The 19170-nt window shown below is 70.5% G+C and carries 17 protein-coding genes and 2 pseudogenes; 14 read left to right on the top strand and 5 right to left on the bottom strand.

Annotated features, from left to right (window positions below):
• Window positions 1-54: 54 nt before the first annotated feature.
• The 7 genes from ACRX5S_RS09980 to ACRX5S_RS09950 all read left to right on the top strand — a co-directional run bounded on the left by ACRX5S_RS09980 (window position 55) and on the right by ACRX5S_RS09950 (window position 7828).
• Complete coding sequence (locus ACRX5S_RS09980) at window positions 55-474, top strand: SSI family serine proteinase inhibitor (protein ID WP_436772465.1); 420 nt, start codon at window positions 55-57, stop codon at window positions 472-474.
• Window positions 475-839: 365 nt separating this feature from the next.
• Entirely contained in the window at window positions 840-1160 is a 321-nt protein-coding gene (locus ACRX5S_RS09975) for a cupin domain-containing protein (protein WP_436772464.1), read from the top strand.
• Between the two features lie 1833 nt (window positions 1161-2993).
• On the top strand, window positions 2994-3431 hold the full coding sequence (locus ACRX5S_RS09970) for a roadblock/LC7 domain-containing protein (protein ID WP_436772463.1): 438 nt from the start codon (window positions 2994-2996) through the stop codon (window positions 3429-3431).
• Window positions 3428-3796 carry a DUF742 domain-containing protein gene (locus ACRX5S_RS09965; RefSeq protein WP_436772462.1) on the top strand — a complete coding sequence of 123 codons (369 nt, stop codon included), beginning with the start codon at window positions 3428-3430 and terminating at the stop codon, window positions 3794-3796. The genes ACRX5S_RS09970 and ACRX5S_RS09965 overlap by 4 nt, the downstream gene beginning before the upstream one ends.
• Window positions 3777-4544: a GTP-binding protein gene (locus tag ACRX5S_RS09960; RefSeq protein ID WP_436772461.1), complete on the top strand. Its 768-nt coding sequence runs from the start codon at window positions 3777-3779 to the stop codon at window positions 4542-4544. The genes ACRX5S_RS09965 and ACRX5S_RS09960 overlap by 20 nt, the downstream gene beginning before the upstream one ends.
• Window positions 4541-5764, top strand: coding sequence for a cytochrome P450 (locus ACRX5S_RS09955; protein ID WP_436772460.1), 1224 nt, complete (start codon window positions 4541-4543; stop codon window positions 5762-5764). Before ACRX5S_RS09960 ends, ACRX5S_RS09955 begins: the two co-directional genes overlap by 4 nt.
• 132 nt (window positions 5765-5896) lie before the next feature.
• Window positions 5897-7828 (top strand): helix-turn-helix domain-containing protein, encoded by a 1932-nt coding sequence (locus ACRX5S_RS09950; RefSeq protein ID WP_436772459.1) that lies wholly within the window; start codon window positions 5897-5899, stop codon window positions 7826-7828.
• A gap of 56 nt (window positions 7829-7884) precedes the next feature.
• Here ACRX5S_RS09950 and ACRX5S_RS09945 read toward each other — a convergent pair whose 3' ends face one another.
• The gene (locus tag ACRX5S_RS09945) at window positions 7885-8733 is read right to left on the bottom strand and encodes a hypothetical protein (protein WP_436772458.1); all 849 of its coding nucleotides are present in this window, start codon (window positions 8731-8733) and stop codon (window positions 7885-7887) included.
• A gap of 132 nt (window positions 8734-8865) precedes the next feature.
• Between ACRX5S_RS09945 and ACRX5S_RS09940 the strand changes: the two genes are divergently transcribed.
• From ACRX5S_RS09940 to ACRX5S_RS09920, 5 genes and pseudogenes are all read left to right on the top strand, one after another.
• Window positions 8866-9204 (top strand): hypothetical protein, encoded by a 339-nt coding sequence (locus ACRX5S_RS09940; protein ID WP_436772457.1) that lies wholly within the window; start codon window positions 8866-8868, stop codon window positions 9202-9204.
• Window positions 9204-10541 (top strand): hypothetical protein, encoded by a 1338-nt coding sequence (locus ACRX5S_RS09935; RefSeq protein WP_436772456.1) that lies wholly within the window; start codon window positions 9204-9206, stop codon window positions 10539-10541. The genes ACRX5S_RS09940 and ACRX5S_RS09935 overlap by 1 nt, the downstream gene beginning before the upstream one ends.
• Before the next feature lie 82 nt (window positions 10542-10623).
• Window positions 10624-11199, top strand: coding sequence for a hypothetical protein (locus ACRX5S_RS09930; RefSeq protein WP_436772455.1), 576 nt, complete (start codon window positions 10624-10626; stop codon window positions 11197-11199).
• Window positions 11196-11765, top strand: coding sequence for a hypothetical protein (locus ACRX5S_RS09925; protein ID WP_436772454.1), 570 nt, complete (start codon window positions 11196-11198; stop codon window positions 11763-11765). The genes ACRX5S_RS09930 and ACRX5S_RS09925 overlap by 4 nt, the downstream gene beginning before the upstream one ends.
• 294 nt (window positions 11766-12059) lie before the next feature.
• Window positions 12060-12188, top strand: a pseudogene (locus ACRX5S_RS09920) (DUF397 domain-containing protein); the annotation flags it as partial.
• 83 nt (window positions 12189-12271) lie between these two features.
• On the opposite strand, the gene ACRX5S_RS09915 reads toward ACRX5S_RS09920, so the two are convergent.
• On the bottom strand, window positions 12272-13087 hold the full coding sequence (locus ACRX5S_RS09915; protein WP_436772453.1) for a hypothetical protein: 816 nt from the start codon (window positions 13085-13087) through the stop codon (window positions 12272-12274).
• Window positions 13088-13345: 258 nt separating this feature from the next.
• Here ACRX5S_RS09915 and ACRX5S_RS09910 point away from each other — a divergent pair, with 258 nt between their 5' ends.
• Window positions 13346-14086: an N-acetyltransferase family protein gene (locus ACRX5S_RS09910; RefSeq protein WP_436772452.1), complete on the top strand. Its 741-nt coding sequence runs from the start codon at window positions 13346-13348 to the stop codon at window positions 14084-14086.
• A gap of 163 nt (window positions 14087-14249) precedes the next feature.
• Here ACRX5S_RS09910 and secD read toward each other — a convergent pair whose 3' ends face one another.
• Window positions 14250-16589, bottom strand: coding sequence for a protein translocase subunit SecD (gene secD, locus ACRX5S_RS09905; protein ID WP_436772451.1), 2340 nt, complete (start codon window positions 16587-16589; stop codon window positions 14250-14252).
• 94 nt (window positions 16590-16683) lie between these two features.
• Window positions 16684-17166: a hypothetical protein gene (locus tag ACRX5S_RS09900; protein ID WP_436772450.1), complete on the bottom strand. Its 483-nt coding sequence runs from the start codon at window positions 17164-17166 to the stop codon at window positions 16684-16686.
• A gap of 303 nt (window positions 17167-17469) precedes the next feature.
• Between ACRX5S_RS09900 and ACRX5S_RS09895 the strand changes: the two genes are divergently transcribed.
• Window positions 17470-18354, top strand: coding sequence for a class I SAM-dependent methyltransferase (locus tag ACRX5S_RS09895; protein WP_436772449.1), 885 nt, complete (start codon window positions 17470-17472; stop codon window positions 18352-18354).
• Window positions 18355-18670: 316 nt separating this feature from the next.
• Here the strand turns inward: ACRX5S_RS09895 and ACRX5S_RS09890 are convergent.
• Window positions 18671-19170, bottom strand: a pseudogene (locus ACRX5S_RS09890) (hypothetical protein); the annotation flags it as partial.

Genomic DNA, 19170 nt, shown 5'->3' with positions numbered 1-19170 from the left:
GTCCGGAGCGGCCGGGCAACGTCCGTGCCCCGCGTATCGGAGGGACGGCCACACTTGAACAAGCGCACCAACAAGCGAATGGCGGCACTGCTGGGCGCCGCGGCCCTGGCGTCCACGGCGTTCGGCGCGAGCACCCCCGCGTCGGCGACCCCGCCGCCGTACGGCCACATCACGCTCAGCGTGTACGCGGGCGAGGGCACCGGCGGGCCGCTGATCAACCAGGTCGAACTGTGGTGCAACTCCAACGGAGGCTCGCATCCCGACCCGGACGCCGCCTGCGCCGCCGTCGACAAGGCCGACGGCGACTTCGAGCTCCTCGAAGGCGAGCCCGGCCCGTGCACGGCGGAGTGGATGCCGGTCACCGCGGTGGCGGACGGGTACTGGCACGGCGGTGTCACCGACATCGCCTTCGAGCGGTCGTACGGCAACCGCTGTGCGCTGCACCGCGGCACGACTCCCGTGTTCGACTTCTGAGCGGCACCCGAGGCTGATTCCAGGCCGTCCGCATGCGGCGATTCGCGTTCGCCTTGCGGACGGACGGGTCCACGAGGAGACGACGAGCCCGGTCCCCGGCCCGGCTCGTCGTCCCCGGCCCGGCTCGTCGCCCCCGTCCCGGCCGGGAATGGTGCAGAGCGCACCTGCCCGAGTGCCCGGCATGGTGCACGGGGGCGTCCGCGGCAGGGGGATGGTGCGTCAGAGCCCCTTGTGGGCGGGCAAATGGTGCAGCAGGGCCGTAGTTCGCGCCACGGCGTAGCCCATAGCGTGCTGCTCGCCCCGGCCGGAAGCGGTGATTCGCGGTCGGGCTCTCCCCGGCACAGCGCCACGGCGAAGGGTTGGTCATGCCTGCTGGATTCCACGTCACCTCGATTGCCGAGACGGCACCGTCGCAGGTCAACGACAAGATCACGGCCCGGGTGGTGAAGCCGGAATCGGCCGAAGACCCCTCGGTCGTCATGGAGTTGACCTTCGCGCCGGGCGCCGCGTTCGGCGAGGACGCGCACCGGCTGCCGGAGATCCTCATCGTCACCGCCGGGGTCTTCAGCGACGGAAGCGCCGAGTACGGCCCCGGAAGCGTCATCGTCGGCACGCCCGGCTCGGTGCACTTCCCGCAGTCCGAGTTCGGCTGCACCGTACTGGCCTTCCACCCGGCCGGCTTGTAGCCGAGAGCGGTACCGAAGAACTCGTGATCGACGACGTGAACCTGGTGGTCGGTGCCTCCGGCGCGGGCATCGCGGCCGGGCTGACCTGGGCGTACGGACTGCCCGGCCGACGCCGCGCGGCGCGGCGTACCGAGCAGGCCAAGAGCCGGGCCGAGCAGGCTGTCGCCGAGGCCCGGCGGCAGTCCGAGGACGCCTCGGCGGCGGCCCGCGCCGGGGCCCGACAGCAGGTGGCCGAGGCCCGGGCGGAGGCAGCCGCCAACTGGGCGCAACTCCAACACGTGATGGCCGAGTTGGAGCATCTGGGCGAGGTACGGCTACCCGCCGTGTTGCAGGAACTCCAAGGCGTACGGGTGCCCGTCGCGGTCGGCCTGCGGCGTCCCGACCTCCTGGCGGGCTCCGAGGCGGCCGGCTACCTGGAGGCCGCCGAGGATGCGGTACGGACCGCGGGCGATGTCGTACGGCGCAAGGTGGAGGACTCCGCCCGCGCCGGACTGCGCGTCGCAGCCGAGGAGATCCAGGCGAGCCTGACCCGCGCCCAGCGCGACATCGACAACGGGTTCGACGACCACGACGAGCACGAGCACCGGGATCGCCGCGACCAGCAGGCGAACCCGTACCACCAGGACCACCCGGGCGGGCCGGAAATCCCGGGTGGCTCGGGTCGGGCGTCCGGCCGGGGCGCCACCTCCCCGGCCCGGACGCTCGCCCGGGTCGACCACAGCGTCACCCTGGCCACGCACACGGTGCAGCGGCTGCGGATCCTGACGGAGTCGTGGCCCGGGGTGCAGCGTGCCAACTGCACCGTCGCCGAGANCCCCCTCGCCCGGGTCGACCACAGCGTCACCCTGGCCACGCACACGGTGCAGCGGCTGCGGATCCTGACGGAGTCGTGGCCCGGGGTGCAGCGTGCCAACTGCACCGTCGCCGAGATCATGGAGAGCGCCCGCGGCCGCATCAGGCAGAGCGACGCGGTCGACTACACGTATCTCGCACAGACCGGTGAGGCGGTGGTCGAGGGCCTGATCGTGGAGCCGGTCATCGTGGCGCTCACCGAACTGCTGGACAACGCGGCGTCGTATTCGGGAAGCGTGGTCGTGACACACGTGCAGCGCGTGCCGAACGGAATGCGCGTCACGGTCGAGGACCAGGGCCTCGGGATGAGCCCGACGCAACTCCGGGAAGCGGAGGAGGCGTTGGCGTCCGGGACCACCGACGTCACCGGGCTGGCCGAGCCCGGCAAGCTCGGCTTCCTGGTGATCGGACGCCTGACTCACGCCTACGGGCTGCGCGTTGGGCTGGCACCCTCGGCATCCGGAGGCGTCCGGGCGGACCTCCTGATCCCCGCGGAACACCTGGTCGCGGACGAGCCGGAGCCGGGGCCCGCGGAAGAGCATTGGGAGAACGGTCGGATCGTGTCGCGTGAAGCCGTACCACCGCGTGCCCGGGTGCCGTTCCCGGTGTCGGCGGCGCCGCTCCCGGCGGCGCAGGAAGGCCGACAACTCTTTTGGCCTGCAACAGAGTCCGAAGACATTGCGGCGATGGTCCCGACGATCCCGGACGCGGCGGAGGGCGACGCGGTCATCGGCACGGCACCGATCGCCGCCGCGCCCGAACTCACCGCACCCGAAGCCGCACCACCGACAGCCGCGCCCGAACTCACCGCGCACGGCCTGCCCAAGCGGCAGCCGCGCAGGCCGGTGCGCCGAGTCGGGACCCCCGTCCAGCAGGCGGTGTCCGACCCCGACGCGCTCGTCGAGGGATTCGATCGGCTCCGGGACGTCCTGGCGGCCGGGTACGCCGACGAAGACAACGTCAACGAAGGGTGAGCACGCGATGACGGACTACCAGCACGCCACGGCCGATTCGTCGGACCTGCGCCCGCAGCTCAACGCCCTGCTCGGCGAAGGCGTGGTCTCCGCCGTGCTGTTCTCGTCGGACGGGCTGGCCCTGGCCGCCACCGACGGCCTGGGAAGGGACGAAGTCGAGCGCTCCTGCGCGGCGTTCGCAAGCGTCGCGTCCCTCCAGCACACGTTCGCCGACTGCTGCCGCACCGACCCCGGGAACCTGCTGATGCGGTATCAGATCATGGACTTCACGAACTACACCGTGCTCCTGATGTCCGCGGGCGCCAACAGCGGCCTCGGGGTCGCCGTCGAAGGCGACTCGATCAGCCAGAACGTACAGCTCGCGCTGTCCAAGGCACTGAAGCTGATCAAGGCGCTGGGCCCGTTCCTCGCGGCCCGGGAGCGCCAGATACTTGCGCGGGCATGACCTCCGGCACCGGCGGCCACACGCGCCGCGGTGTCGTCCGCTCCCACACCGTGATCACCACGGGCGACAACGCGCCGCAGCGGCCGTACGTCGACATGGCGACGCTGCTGTCGGCCGACCCGCAGGTGCCGCCGACCGGGCTGCGCGTCCAGGCGCGACGCGTGCTGGCGCTGCTGGAGCCCGGGGTGCTGTCCGTCGCGGACGTGTCGGCGCATCTGGAACTGCCGGGCGGTGTCGTCCGGTCGCTCGTCGGCGATCTGATCCTGTCCGGTCACGTGGTCGCCGACAATCCGTTCGTCACGGTCGGGGAACCGCTGGGACGAGAACTTCTCGAAAGGGTTCTGGATGGCCTTCAGCGCCTCTGACACCAGCGCCTCCCCCACCGATGCCTCCGAGTTTGGTGCCTCCGAGTTTGGTGCCTCCGACCGCCGCGCCTCCGACTTCGGCGCGTCCAACCAGCGCACCTCCGAGCTCGGCGCCCCCGGCCTCGGCGCCTCCGACGTCGCCGCCCCGACGCCACGCGGCCGCCACGCACGCGCGGAACGCCACTACCTGCCGCCCGGCACACGCTCCGTGAAGATCGTGGTGCTCGGCGCGTTCGGCGTGGGGAAGACCACGTACGTCGGCACGGTCTCCGAGATGCGCCCGCTCCGCACCGAGGAGCGGCTGACCAGAGCCGGCCAACTCGTCGACGACGTACGGGTGGACACCAAATCCACGACGACTGTCGCCATCGACTTCGGCCGCCGAACTTTCGGCGGCGACATCGCCGTCTACCTCTTCGGCGCGCCCGGCCAGCCGCGGTTCGCCGCGATGATCCGCTCACTCATGCACGGCGCCCTGGGTGGGCTGGTGCTCGTGGACACCCGCAACGTCGAGCAGTCGTACGAGTCCATCGGCCTGCTGGAGGAGGCCGATCTCCCCTACGTGGTCGCCGTCAACACCTTCCCCGGCTCCCCCACCTACACCGACGAGATGCTCCGCGAGGCGCTTTCCCTCCCCGACGACCGGCCCCTGGTCTTCCTCGACGCACGGCTCCTGCCGTCCGCGAAGCGCGCGTTGATCGCCCTGGTCACCAACATTCTCCAGCCCGCCGGGAGTTCTGCCCGATGACGTACGCGCATACGCAACAGGCTGCGCCTCCCCGGCTGTTCGGCGAGGCGTTCAGCGAGAGCCCCGCCATCGTCCACGCGCAGTTGAGCGACGCCGGACCGGTCGCCTGGGCCGAAATCGCACCTGGCATCTACGCCTTGGTTGTCACCAGCCACACTGCCGCGCGCGAACTTCTCGCCGACCCGGACTTCACCCGGAACCCGGGGGCATGGGAGGCGCTGGCCCAGGGCATGGTCCCGCCGAGCCTGGCCCTCATGTACGCGGGCGGCCTCCAGCACACCGACGGCGCCGAGCACGAGCGGCTTCGGCAAGCCGTGGACGACAGCCTGCACAGCATCGACCTGCACGGGGTCAGGCGTACCGTCCGACGCCTCGCGCGCGAGCTGATCGACGCCTTCGGCCACCGCGGGCACGCCGATCTGATGGCCGAGTACGCCGACCGGGTCGCGCTGGGGACTCTTGCGGACGTCCTCGGGTTCACGCCCGGAGACGCGGACCACGTCGGCCGGTTCGCCCGAACCATCATCGCGGCCGCCCCCGACGCGGCCGCGTCGTCCGCCGAACTGGCCCAGGTGCTGCGGGAGATCGTCGCCGCCAAGCGCGCGCGTCCCGGCGCCGACGTCACCTCATGGCTGCTCGCGCATCCGGCGCGGCTCGACGACGCCGAAGTGGAACGGCAGTTGGCCGCCATGCTGGTCCTCGGCACCGCGCCGACGTCGGCGTGGATCGGCGCGACGCTGCACCTCCTGCTCACCGACCCGGTCTACGCGGGCGAGCTCGTCGGCGGTGCGGTGACCATCCGTCAGGCGATGAACGACACGCTGTCGCTGCGCTGCCCGGTGGCCAACTCGTCGGTGCACTACGCCCGGTACCCGAAGGTGCTGCACGGCGTGTACGTGCCGCCCGGGACCCCGGTCCTGGTGAGCCATGCCGCCACGGGCCTCGATCCGTCCAGGCCCGGCCGCCACGTACCGCGGGACCGGAGCCACCTGGCCTGGTCGGCGGGCGCACACCGGTGCCCGGCACAACGCCTCGCGACCACGATCGCTGAGACGGCGATCGAAACCGTGGTGGACGCCCTGTGGGACCTCACCGCGCCGGTCCCCGCGATCTCCGGCAGACCGGGGCCCTTCCAGCAGTGCCCGGCGCACGTCGGTGTACTGTTCGCGCCGGAAATCCGCCGAAAGGCGCCGGATGACGGCACCGCACGGCGGCTTTGAAGCAGGCTGGGCGGTTCAGGCGGTCCCGGGTGCTTCCCGGTGGTCCCGGACAGTCCGGATAGTCCGGACAGTCGAAGCAGTACCAGGCAAGTCCCCGTCCCAGGTTCGTGTACGACACAGGAGATCCCAGCGATGTTCTCTCTGCGCGACTTGAGCGCGATTCCGGAATTCGGCCTGGGATCCGCCGTCGGCACCGATCGCGAGGTGCACCGGGCGCTGGTCCTGTCCGGGAGCCAGTGGATCGGCCCGAACGTCGACAAGGCGCTGGTCGTCTCCGACGTCCCGAACCTGGGCCACGCCGACGGCCTGCTCCGGAACGCCGACCCGCTCCTCCGCACGCTCGCCGCGGGCCGCGCGGCCGGACTCGTCGTCGCCGGAATGCCGGCGACCGTGACACCGGGCGACGGCATACCCGCCGAACTCCGGGACGCCGCGGCCCGCCACCGCTTCCCGGTGCTCACGTCCACCCGCCCGCTGTCCGCCTGGAAGTCCGGTCTCGCGCAATCCGTACTGGACTTGAGCGTGGACCGGGCCCGGCGGCACGCCGCGCGGCTCGGCGGCCTGCTGGACCAGCTCAAGGCGTCTCCGGACACCGTCGGGAACATCACCGGGCTGCTGGCGCGCGAACTCGGCGCGGAGGTCGTCGTACGCGGCGGGAGCGGCATCCTCGCGGCCGATCCGCCCGCCGCGCCGCTGGCCCTGGCATCCGTCATCCAACGGCCGGACCGGCCGCACCAGACCACGCCGAGCGGGATGTTCGCCCGCACCGTGCCGCTGTCCGGCGACCAGGTCCTGATCGTCGCGACCAAGGAGCCGCCGACACGTGCCGACCTGTCGGTCGTCGACCACGCGGCCTCGCTGCTCGCCTTCGCGCTCGAACCCGCCGTGCGGGAGACCGACGAGCATCTGGCGGCGGTACGCGGCATCCGGCTTTCGGCCTTCCAACTTCTGATGACCGGTCATGCGCTGCACGCGCGCCGGGTGATGGCGGGCGTCGCGCCCGGCATGCTCGACAGCGAGTCCGCGCGCGTCTTCATCGTCGACTGCGCCCGCGCGGACCGCGACACGGTCATGGCGGAGGTCGAACGCAACCTGGACAAGCACGCGTTGGCGGTGCGGTGCCCGGCGTACCACGAGCACATCATCGTCGTCGCGCCTCAGCACGACGGCTACGACACCGAACTCCGGCTCCGTACGCTGCGCGACGCGTTCGGCGTGGCCAATCTCGCGGTCGGGGGAAGCCCGTTGCACCCGCTGGAGGAGGTCGGCAGCGCGTACGGCGAGGCGGCTGACGCGCTGACTCGTGCGTCGCACCACCCCGAGCGAACGGTCATCGTCTCGTCGCGCGTCCCGAGCCTGATCGACGTGCTCCCGGCCGGTCCCGCGTACGCCTGGGCCGGCCGCTTCCTCCACCCCATCCTGCGCCTGCCGCAGGAAGGCCGGCAGATCCTCGAAGCCACCGCGATGGCCCTGGAGTTCCGAACCTCCGCTGCCGCCCGCATCATCGGCGTCCACCGCAACACCGTTGCGCGGCGCGTCAGTCAGGTGTGTGCGGCTGTCGGCATCGACCCCGAACGCACCCTCGACCGTGTCACGCTGTCGCTGGCGATCCAGATCGTCATGACACACCCGCGCGAGACCGGCATACCGGCGGTGGACGTCTCGCTGCACGACCTGCTCACTCACCCACAGGTGCGGGCCTGGGCCGACAAAGCGCTGCGTCCCCTCGCCGACGACCGCCGGGACCTCGTACGCACGCTGCGCGCGTGGGTGCTCGCGGAGTTCAACGCGGACGCGGCGGCGGCTGAACTGGGCGTTGCCACCAAGACCGTCCGTGCGCACATCCGGGCCGCCGAGTCGCTGCTGGAACGCGACCTCATCACGGGCCTGCCCCAGGACGCGGAGGAATCCGACGAGCAGCGTCTGAGCGGGATCCGTCCGCTGACGGTCGCACTCTATGCGACTGGTGGTTCGTCCCGTCCCCTGCTCACGCTGACCACGACACCTCCGAATCCGGTGGCCCAGCACGGAGTTTCCGTCAATGTGACCGAACTATCCTCGTAGCCGGGGTTGTTCACTGTTGATGCCCGCCGCCTGCGGCGCCGGACACCTGCGGGTCGCTACTCACCCCGATGACGCAGGTGCGCGTCCGAACGGGCGCGCAAGTCGCTGAAGTCGTCGTCCGGGAAGGCTTGCTCCAGAAGGGCAAGGCCCAGCCGGAGATCCGTGCGGCGGTACCCGAGCCCGGGGTCGTGGGGGTCGGCGTACAGGTACTGCCACCCGAACAAGCCCCGGGTCAGCAACAGCGTTTCCAGGTATTCGGGATAGGTGAGATTCAGGCGTACGAGAGTCCCGTCCGTGTTCACGGAGTACCAGATCTCGGGCTGCCCGGACTCTCCGCCGACGGTCGCGAAGCCACCCGCGCCTTCCTCGCCTTCCTCGCCTTCCTTGCCTTCCTCGCCTTCCTCGGCGGCGGCGAACCCGGCGATCCCGCCGATACCCGACTGGCCCTGCTGGTCGAAACCGTTGAGGATGCGCTCCTCCTCGTTCGGCCCGTACACGTCGGAGATGTTGCACAAGAGCCGGTAGCGGACGTCCTCCCCGGCCGCACGCTTCGCCTCGGCCCACTCCGCCGTCGACCGCTCCGAGGACGACCACTCCTCGTCGGGCACACCGTCGACCACCTCGCCCACGCAGGCACTCACCAGATGATGCAGGTAGAACTCGCCTCCAATCCTGCCGTCGGCGCGGAACCGCCAATAGCAGCCCAGGCCTTCGTACCGGTGGAAGTTGTCGGCCATCGAAGGCGCGAGGTCCGTTCCCGCCACCCTCCGGATCACGTCGAGCGCGTGGTTCGGACCGGTGAGCCAGGACGCGAGGACGCCCGGTTCCGCGTCGTACACCTCGATCGCGTCATTCGAGCGCAGTCCGTCGAGCATCGCCGCCAACCGGCCCTCGAAGTCAGCCACCAATCCCCATCTCTCCGTCGGATGCCCGGCCAGGCGCCGGGCTCGCTCACGAGGGCCCACCCCATCATGACTCGCCGACACTCCGCGCCTACGCTACGGTGATCCAAACATGCGTTCGCGCGGGGGTGAGCGTTGACCGGACAATTCCGGGTGACTTTGGCGTGGCTCGACGGGCTCGTGGCCCGGATGAACGGGGCCGCGGCCATTACCGATACGACGTTGAAGGCGCTCAAGGACGTCGGCCCCATCCGCATGGGCCGCAAGACGCTGGACAACGCGTGCGACGACTTCCAGGACGAGTTGCGGCGGGCGGTCAAGGACCTCCGCAAGGAACTGGAGTCGTTCGGCGAGGGAATCGCCGACGCGCGGGCGCGGTACGGCGCCACCGAGCAGGCCGTCATCGATGCGCTCTCGCCACAGGTGCCGACAAGTCCCGCCACTCCAGGGGCAATTACCCAGGCGCTGGGCTGATGGGCGATTCGAAGCAGTTTCCCGGACTCGGCTTCGACCCCACACCGGGCATCGTCCCGGCAGTCGAGGGGCTCCTGAGTCAGGTCCGTACGAGCACCGGCGAATTCGCGGCACTCCAGGGTGACTTGGACCGCATCGGCCTGGACAACGAGGCGTGGCGGGGACCGGCCGGCCAGGAGTTCCACGGGCGAGTCAACGAGCTCATACCCAATGTCGGGTTCATCAAGGAGTCGCTCCTGAGCGTGCAGATGGCGTTGTCCTCGTGGTCCGCACTGCTGAGCGAGTACCAGCGATCGCGAACCAGCCTGGAGGAACAGGCGGTTGCGGCACGCGCGAGAATTGCGCAGGCGAAGTCCGCACCCGGCATGGACATGGCACCGCACGGCTTCGAGGACAAGGAAGAGTACGACCGCAAGACGGCGCTCTACACAGCGGCGAAGGCCGAGTTCGACGCGGCCGAGACCCATCTCGCCGAAATCGTCAAGGCCGCCAAGGGACTCGAACAGCAGCACAAGACCTCGGCCGAGTCGGCGGCCGGCGACATCGACAAAGCCGCAGAAGTCGTCGCCCTGCTCAGGTCGAAGCCCCTGGACCCGTCGCTCGCTCCCAAGGCTCCCAACATGGGCAAGGACATCGACGACCTGACCGGCCGAGCGCCCGGCGAGACGCGCGAAGGAGAGGACGCGGGACGCATCACGCGCCAGGACGGTTCGAGCGTCAGCAGCGACTGGGCCGGACGGAAGCTCCTCGAACACTACCTGTGGGGCGGGGGCGACACGATGACCATCGAGAACGACCCGGACTGGACCGAGTACATGAACGCCAACCCGGAGCTGAACCTCGTCCTGACCGGACAGGAGCGACCGGTCAACCCGCAGTACACCGGCTACGCCGTTCCCGGCGGCAACCTCGGTGTGCAGCCGCCGTGGTACCCGGAGATCGCACTCGCCGCGGTCCAGTCCCAGAGCACGTTCGGGAACTTCGACATGACCCACCCACTCGAACTGCGCAACGGCGAGGGGATGGTCGGCTACGAGTACTTGCACGGGACGAACAAGGACGTCGGCGGCTTCAACGCGAAGGGCCACACGGTGGTGACGCGCATGGACGACGGCACGTACGTCGTCAAGGTCACTGCCGATCTGACGTTCAACGACGTCGTCGATCCCAACCTCAAGTACTCGACCGACAAATGGAAAGCAGGCGTCGCCAACGTCATCAGCCTCGGCCAGGCCGAGTCCTACAATCTGCGCGTCACGTGGCCGCAGGAAGCCGTGGTCAGAATCGCCGCTGACGGGAAGACCGTGCTCGATGTCCAGAACACCCCCGCCAAGTGACCGCGCTGTGGACCCGGTGTACTCAGGCGCTGCTCCTCCGGTCCGACTTCGGTCGCTCTCACGGATATCGGCCGTCATCGCGTTGTGCCTGACCACCGCGGTCGGCTGCGCCGTCGCAGCGAAAGACGCCGCGAACGGGCGCGCTGGGGCGTCCGCCACCGCGTCCTCGACCACCCGGGCCCACGTCGACCAGCACACCGGCGACACCGCCGTCCCGGGCATGTGGGTCCGATCGCCTTCGGACCGCTGGGCGTTGGAGGTACAAGCGAAGGACAGCCGCGAGGACCCGCACCAGGACTATGTGCGGTTCCGCATCCGCGTCTACGTCAAATCCCCCGGACAGCAGGGCAAGTTGGGCAATGTCGTATACACCGACGACCGCTGGTACCGGTCGGCGTCGGCGTGGTCCACGCACTTCCGCTGGGACGAGGCAACCGACACCGTCTATGTGATCGTGCGGTCCTCGCCCTACTCCGGAGGACGCAGCGAGATCCGGCAGACACAGTTCGAAAACGGCGACTGGCACGCCCGCACCATTCCGCCCGAGGCCGACTCCAGCCTCCCCAACTGGCTCAAGTACGGCTACGCGACCCTCGACAACCGCCCCGGATGGCGCGAACGCCGCGAAGCCGGGCCCGACTCCGGGGGGACGCAGTGAACGCCGTACACGGTCGAGGACGCCTCGCGGCCGCCCTCTCGGCCGTCGTGGCCGCCGTGGTCGGCGCGGCTGTCCTGGGGTGGTGGCTCGTCACTTCGGACGACAACTGGCGTACCCAGCGCCCGATTTCGGAACGCACACTCCTCGGCGGCATCGGCGCGGAGCCGCCGACGAGTTCGCCGTCGGGACGCTTCGACGCGTCCCGGTCGTTCCCGGTGCCGTTCGACGAGTCGAAGCGCGCTCTGGTCTGCGTCCGCGTCACCGACTACCACGACCGCAACGCCGGTGTCTTCGCCAACGGCCCCGTCCAACGCTTCCGGGACGACCACTGCTTCGACGACTGGCGCGACCAGCCCATCTCCTTCTGGGACGCAAAACAAGACAAGATCTGGCTGCTGGCGGACCGTTCGTCTGCACCGGGCAACCGCCCCGTCGTCCGAGTCATCGGCCCAAACCCCCAGGGAAAGTGGTCCGCCCAAGACCTCCCACCAGAGCAGGACGCAACCCTCCCCAAAGAAGTCCGCAACGCCAAGCCCCCGGAATTCTGGACCCGCCGAACACCTTGAACGCCCCCACACGACACCCCGCCGAGGCGTACAACGCCACGAGCGCGCCTACCTCATCGGGTCGGCCTTGCGCGCGGGCGGTATGGGCGTACGCGACGTGTCGTCGCGCTCGAACTCGGCCCAGACGGTCTTGCTGACGGCGGCGTGACCCGTTTTCGAGTCGCAGGGCATCGAACCTGTGACCGTTGAGGCGCATACTGTGAGCGGGCTTGGACTGGCCTATGGGAAGCTCCGCTCGCAGGCAATGAACATCGACGAGTCGCAGCGGCTCATCGAAGGGCTGTTGGCAGAACGATGAACGCAGAGCAGGGTGTTGGTGACGATCACAACCTCCGATGGGCCAAGAGCAGCTACAGCGGATCGCGCGGGGGCGACTGCGTCGAGGTGGCCACGTCGCCGGCGGGCATCTGCGTCCGCGACTCCTAGCGGCCTGACGACTGCCCGCTGCGCTTCGGCGCCGCCGATTGGTCTGCATTGACCACGCGCTTCTGACTTCCCGCCGCTGGCTACACGAACTCCTTGTCGTCAGGCGGCGATACGTCCAGGCCCCACAGCAAGCCCCAGCCCTCCGATACCGCGAGTTGGGCGATTGCACGGAGTACGGCGAGGCGCTGTGGGCAGCTTTCTCCGTCGGTGCAGGGTCCAACTCCGTTGGTGCGGGCGGCTTTTATTGCCGGGATGGTTGCGTCGACGGTCGGTAGAGGGTGGTTGGCGAGCGCTTCGGCCAACAGCCAGGTCTCGTCCGGGTCGAGCCAGCCGTATATGCCCTCGTAGCAGTCGACGGCGGCCTGTCTCCAGGCGTTCCCACGGCTCTCCAGCCAGCCCAACAGCGTACGCAGGTCCTCGTCGTACCCGAGGAGGAGCCCTCGACTGTCGACGCAGAAGCGGAGGGCGCCGGGCAGCGTGACGTTGCCCATGTAGGCGCCGCTGCCCAGGCAATTCTCCTCGACCGCCCGTTGGAAGAGATGGCAGACGTCCAGCCAGGCGCTGTGGTCGGGCGGCAGTGTGTACTCGTCCACGATGGACGGCGGCGCCTCGCCGGGGGCGCGTCGTGGACGGCGCTTGGGGCGAGGGACGGGCTCTGGGAACAGGGCCGCGGGTAGGGCGCCCGAGAGGTCTGGGGCAGCCATCAAGCCGGCCGTGATCTCGCGGAGGTACGGGGTGAAGCGCGGGACCGCGGTGGGGTGCGGCTGCCCCCTGTTCCAGACCGCCTCCAACCACGGCTCGACCACATCCCCGGCATGTAACTGCCTTATAGCCGGTACGACTTCGTCGTGGAATCGCCGGTAGTCGAAGACGTACACGCCGGAATCGATGATCATCTCGCCTGGTCACTGCCTCCCGCATGGACCCGCCTGCCGACGAACCTACCGATCTTGCCGGCGCGCAAGCCAGGCACCCGGAGGTGTGGTGTCACGTTGCAAGAGCCCCGATCGCGCGTGCAGGGGCCCGGTCCACCCCGGACTGTCGTGTCCGTCCAAGCGCCGTGACGGTGAGTGCTGCGACTCTTACGTGTCGGCGGGACCACGGCGAAGACGTACGGCCAGCACTTGGGAGCACAGTTGTTCCGGATCCGGGTCGTGAAGGATCCTGACGAAATCTCCCGGCTGATCCCGGAACTCGCCGATGTCTGGGCCGCGGCCGAGGGCCTGCCGATCCGGGACGCCACGGAAGCCAAATACCGCAGGGCCCTCTCCGATCCCAACAGTCCCGTCTGGAGCGTCGCGATCGCGCAGACCGCGGACGACCGCGTCGCCGGCTTCCGGGCCGGGTCGCTCTACACAGGGCCCAGGTCCTTGTGGCGGGACTCGTTCGGCGGACCGCTGCTGGTTCCCCGCGACGGCGGCACTCACAGGGTCAGCGCGGCCACCAGGGAGCGCTGGGCCGACCAGCCCGTCCCGCACGGGCTCGCCGTGGCCGTCCGCCCGGAGTTTCGACGGCAGGGTCTGGCCAAGGACGTGACCCAGGCGTGGGGCGACGCCCGTCCCGCCGACGAGCGCTACGCCACCGGACATATCGCCGCCGACAACACCGCGTCGTTGGCCACGTTCCGCTCCCTCGGCGGCCAGATCATCGGCACCCGGGAGAACGGCCGGTACTTCTACCTGCTCCCCCTCCGCGGCCAGAGCCCGGCCGAAGTCGACCACCACGTGGCGACCATCCAGCGGGACACTCCCGAGGTGGACGCAGCCGTGAGCGGACTCGTCCAGGTCTCGGAACTGCCCCAGGGCTTACGGGCCGCCCCCGGACACGAGGTCGCCCTCCCCATCAGCCGAGCCATCGAACACGCGGTCGACCTGGGCTTGGCCAAGGAGCAGTGAGGCGGCGACGCGATCCGGATGGAACTCCCCTTTCGATCAAGCGAAGTTGCACCGCCTTTTCTCTGCTGCGCATTCGCCGTGAGGTCTGCGGTGTCGACCGCGCGACGTGGTGGGGCGCGGGCTCCGGACCGGGCGCCACGCCTGGTCCGGAGCCCGGTCGTTGTCACACTTGGGCACCGTTGTCGGCGCGGCGTTGCGGGGTTCGGGGTCGGGTACCCCGGGGGGACGCCGGCCGGGTCGGGGACTTGCGGCGTTGTTGGGGTGCGCCCTTGGTGCTGCGGGACTGGAGCATGATCGCGAGCGGGGCCGCGGTGAGGATCGAGGAGTACGTGCCGACGACGATGCCGACGAGCAGCGCCAGTGCGAAGTCCGCGAGCGAGTCGCCGCCGAGCAGCCACAGTGAGACCAGGATGAACAACGCGCCCATGCCGGTGTTCACGGTGCGCGGGAGGGTCTGGAGGATCGCTCGGTTGGTGGTCGACGCGAAGGGGGCACGCGGTTCGCGCGTCCACAACTCCCGTACTCGGTCGAACAATACGACCGAGTCGTTCACGGAGTAGCCGATCACCGTGAGCAGCGCGGCCAGGAAGATGCCGTCGACCGGTTTGCCCAGCCACGCGAACACGCCCAGCAGGATGAGGACGTCGTGTGCCATCGCGACGACCGTCGCCGCACCGAAGGTCCAGCGGAACCGCACGGCCAGGTACAGGAGTTGTGCGGCAACGGCCACGCCCAAGGCGATGAGCGCGTTGCGCCGCAGCTCGTCGCCGAGGGTCGGTCCGATCATGTCGTCGGCGATCTTCTCCGTGGGGCCGCCGAGTTCGGCGATCGCGGCGCGAACCTCCGCTTCCTCGGCGTCTGTCAGCTCCGCAAGGCGTACGGCCAGGTTGCCGTCTCCGGACGTCTGCACGACCGCGCGCGGGTGACCCGCTTCCGACAGCGCCGTCCGGACGTCGTCCGCGTCGACGGGGGTGCTCGTCGAGTACTCCATGACCCGTCCGCCGGTGAACTCGATGCCGAGGTTCAGTCCGCGCAGGACGATCCCGGACACCGCGACGACGAGGACCACCGCGGACGCCGCCAGCCAGCGCCGCCGGTGCCGCATCAGGTCGGGGCCGCGTCCGGTGATCCAGGTGCGGAACCGCCCCGGCGCCGCGATGCCGGTGACCTGCGGCCGGGCGGTCACGGCACGGCGGCGTACCGCGATGTCGGCCAGCGCGCGGGTAATCACCAGAGCGCTCACCATCGACGCGAGCACGCCGATCGACAGCGTCACACCGAACCCGCGCACCGGGCCCGAAGCCAGGTAGAAGAGCAGTCCGGCCGCGATGAGGGTGGTGATGTTCGAGTCGATGATCGCGCCGAAGGCGTTGCGCGACCCTGCGGTGTAGGCCGTACGCAGACTGCGTCCTCGCCGGGCCGCCGCGTACTCCTCGCGGGCGCGCTCGAAGACCAGAACGTTCGCGTCCACCGCCATGCCGATCGCCAGGACAAATCCGGCGAGTCCCGGCAGGGTGAGGGTCGCGCCGACGACCAGGAGTGCGGCGTACGAGATCAGCCCGTAGCACGCGAGGGCGACCGCGGCGAGGGCGCCGAGCAGGCGGTACACGAACATGATGAACAGCGACGCCAGGATGATGCCGATGATCGCGGCGGTGGTGCTCGCCTCGATCGCCTGCTGTCCCAGCGTCGGGCCGACCGTCCGCTGCTCGATCAGCTCCACCGGCACCGGCAGCGCGCCGCCGTTGATGAGCAGCGCCAGCTCGCGTGCCTCGCCGCGGTCGAAACCGCCGGTGATCTGTGTGGCACCGCCGGTGATGCCGGTCCCGCAGCGTACCGACGGATCGACCTGCGGTGACGAGACGACGCGGTCGTCCAGCACGATCGCGACCCGCCGCGCCGGATCGCCGGGGGCGGCGCACGCGGCTTCGCCGGTGAGCCGGGCCCACTGTTTGCCGCCCTCACCGCGGAGGTCGACCGATACGTACCAGCCGCCGAGGCCCTGCGGGTCCTTCCGTGCCTCGGCGCCGGACACCTCGGCACCGGTCAACGCGGGTGCGCCGAGCCGCAGTTGCTCGCCCGAGGTGTCGGGCAGGACGCGTTCGCCCGCCGCGGGCGGCCCCACCGGCGGCGCCTGACCGGGACCGTCGGCCTGCCCCAGCACCGGGTGGAACGTCAACTGCGCGGTACGGCCCAGCACCGCCACCGCCTCCTGCGGGTCCTGCACATCGGGCAGTTCGACGATCACGCGGCGCTCGCCCGAGCGCGCCAGCGTGGGTTCGGCGACGCCGAGCGCGTCCACCCGGTGGCGCAGCACCTCCAAGGTGCGGTCCGTCGCCTCGGCGTCGGCCTTGGCGGTCGGCGAATCGCGGGTCTCCAGTACCAGATGGGTGCCGCCGCGCAGGTCGAGGCCCAGCCGGGGCGACTGGGTCAGGGCCACGTACAGCGAAACCAGGACGACAACGAGCGCGAGCACCGCACGCACGGTGATGGCGCGAGACATGGAGCCTCCAACAGGCACGCCGCGCAGCCCGGCCGCGCGGCGGGGAGGAAAAGGGGAGAAGCCGCGCGGCCCGAGACGGGGCGGCGCGGTGGGATCAGATGCCTGTTGGAGATACGGGTGGCGCGCGGTCGGCCCGCGGGGCCATGCGCACGAGTGGTACGGCGGCCCGGTCCGGCTCCCGGGCGCCCGGCGGCCCGCCCGCGGCGAGCACGTACCAGGGCTCCGGCGCCGTCGCCCACGGCAGCGCGACGGGGTGCGGCTCGCCGCCGTGGGTGGGGAGCAGCACGCGGGCCGATACGGTACGCACCGCCTCGTCGGCGGTGTCGGCTCCGGCCGCGGGGGCGGCGGAAGGCGTGGCGGAGGTTGCGTCGGCCGGTGCGGTGGTCGACGTCACGGGCGCGGCCTCGGCCCCGGCCGGGGAGCCCTGGACGGCCAGGCCGCCGAAGACGAGGAGCACCAGCGCGAGCAAGGTCGCGAAGGGCCGGGAGACGGGGCTGACGAAGAACGTGGCCGAGGGCCGCCGCATGTGCCTCGGAGATCGCGAGTGCCGCGGACGCTGCATACGCCGCAAGTCCATGGCACTCCCTCCTCCGACCCGCGCGCCCCTTGGTGGGGACACGATCCGCCCCGTACCGACGCCAACCCGAACGGCCACCTTAGCCCGTACGCCGCCTGCACCCCGCTCCCGCGCTCCTGCCCCCGGCCAACCCCCGCGTGGCGCGAGCGCCCGATGTCACAGCACGCCCCGCGACACCGTCATATCCCCGAGTAGCGCTCCCCTGTGCCGAGCGCGCGGCGGGGTCGACCGGCGGAGTCATGCCGCGGCCGTCGCCGATGCGCGACGCACGCCGACCTGCCAGGCCCGTGACAAGGAGAAACAGTGACCTCCGCAGCTTCGTCCAATTCCGCCCCGCCGACGAGGTCGCTGCCGACCGCGCGCGAGGTCGGGGCGTTCTTCGACGAGTGGTACTGGTTCGCCGAAATGGTGCAGGGCCGCGGGCGCCACGCGGGTGCGTGGCCGGACACTACGGCACCGGCGTTCGACGACCCGTACGACGAGGTTTCCGCCGCCCAGGAGCGGATGGTCGGGCACTTGGCCGGGGTGCTGGCCCCACCGTACGGCGGGCATGTCCTGGACGCCGGCTGCGGCTCCGGCCACTCCGGGCTCCTGCTGGCCCATCTCACCGGGACGCGGATCACCGGCTGCTCCGTCAGCCGCGTCGAGGTCGGGGCCGCCAACGTCCGTGCCGCCTGCGCCGGGATGACCGAGCGCGCGCATTTCCAGTACTCCGACGTGATGAAACTGCCCTACGAAGACGGCGAGTTCGACGCGGTGTGGGCGGTGGAGACGCTGGACCACGTACGCGATCCCCTGCGTGCCCTGCGCGAGATGCGGCGCGTACTGCGCCCGGGCGGTCGGGCGCTGGTCACCACCTTCAGCCGCCGCGCCGAGCTGGACCGCGACGAACTCGACTTACTGGTCCAGGAGTTCTGCGTGTGCCCGCCGATGACCACCGAGGATGTGGCCAACGTGGCCACAGAGGCGGGCTTTTCGGTGGACTACGTCGCGGACGTCCACGACGAACTCCAGGTCGGACGGACCTGGCCGCTGTGGGAGAAGGCGTACGCGACAGTGCGGCCCGCCCTCTTGGACGAATGCGGCGCCGACGAAGTCGAGCTCATCGACCTGTTCCTTGAGGCGAAGACAGGGACCCTGAGCACAGGCAAGTTCGGCTACACGGTCGCCGTGCTCACCCAACTCTAGGGAGTGCCTTCGAATTGCCGTCGGATAGCCCGCGGGCCGTGGTGCGTGCGCTCGCAAGGCGCGGCCCGCGGCTGCTCGGCCCGGGTTTGACTTGGGAGGCCGTCAAGGCCCGGTGACAAGGGTCGTAACGCCGCGACTTGGGAGGGCCGTCAAGGCCCGGAGCGTGCCACTTGGGAGGGCCGTCAAGGCCCGGCGCCGCGGGCCCGGCGGGAATTCGGAGACACGAGGCAGCCCGCCCCCAGGACCATGGAGTCCGTGGCGGCGCCGTTGGCAAAACGGCCAAGGCTGCCGGCCGGGAGCCGCCCGGCCGGCACCGTCAGAAACAGCCCCCGAATCCGCCGTACGCGCCGCCGCCCGATCCGCCGTCAAATCCCCCACCACCGCCGTTCATTCCCCCGACGCCGTTGCTGGAGTGATGCGAACTGACGTGGACCACCACAGGCCCGGACGAGGCCGTCTTCGTTCGCCATGCGCCTTGGGCCACCTCGTCCCACCACCAATCGAAGTCCGGAATCTCCTGGCCCGCTTCGGTGCAGTCGCGCTCGACTTGATCACGCGCCCGCGCGTCCCAGCGGACCCTGCGCTTCCGGCGCCGCCGACCGTTTTCGTCCCTGGCTTCGGTCAGTTCCAGTAACGCATCCTCAAGTTCATGCGCATCCAGCGGCCGTTCGGACTCCCGGACGCCCGCCACCACCGCGGCGGCCTCCTCGGGCGTCTCGTGCATCTCGACCTCGCGGACGCGGACCGGGTGCGGCGCCTCCGCGGCGGCGCGCCGGACGCCTTCCAGACGGCCGAGGCCGAGCACCGCGAGACCGG

Origin of the sequence: Yinghuangia sp. YIM S09857 (assembly GCF_051388915.1) — a bacterium.
Taxonomy (GTDB): Bacteria; Actinomycetota; Actinomycetes; order Streptomycetales; family Streptomycetaceae; genus Yinghuangia.
Note: the sequence above shows the minus strand (reverse complement) of the source record. Positions and strands in the feature narration are given on the sequence as shown.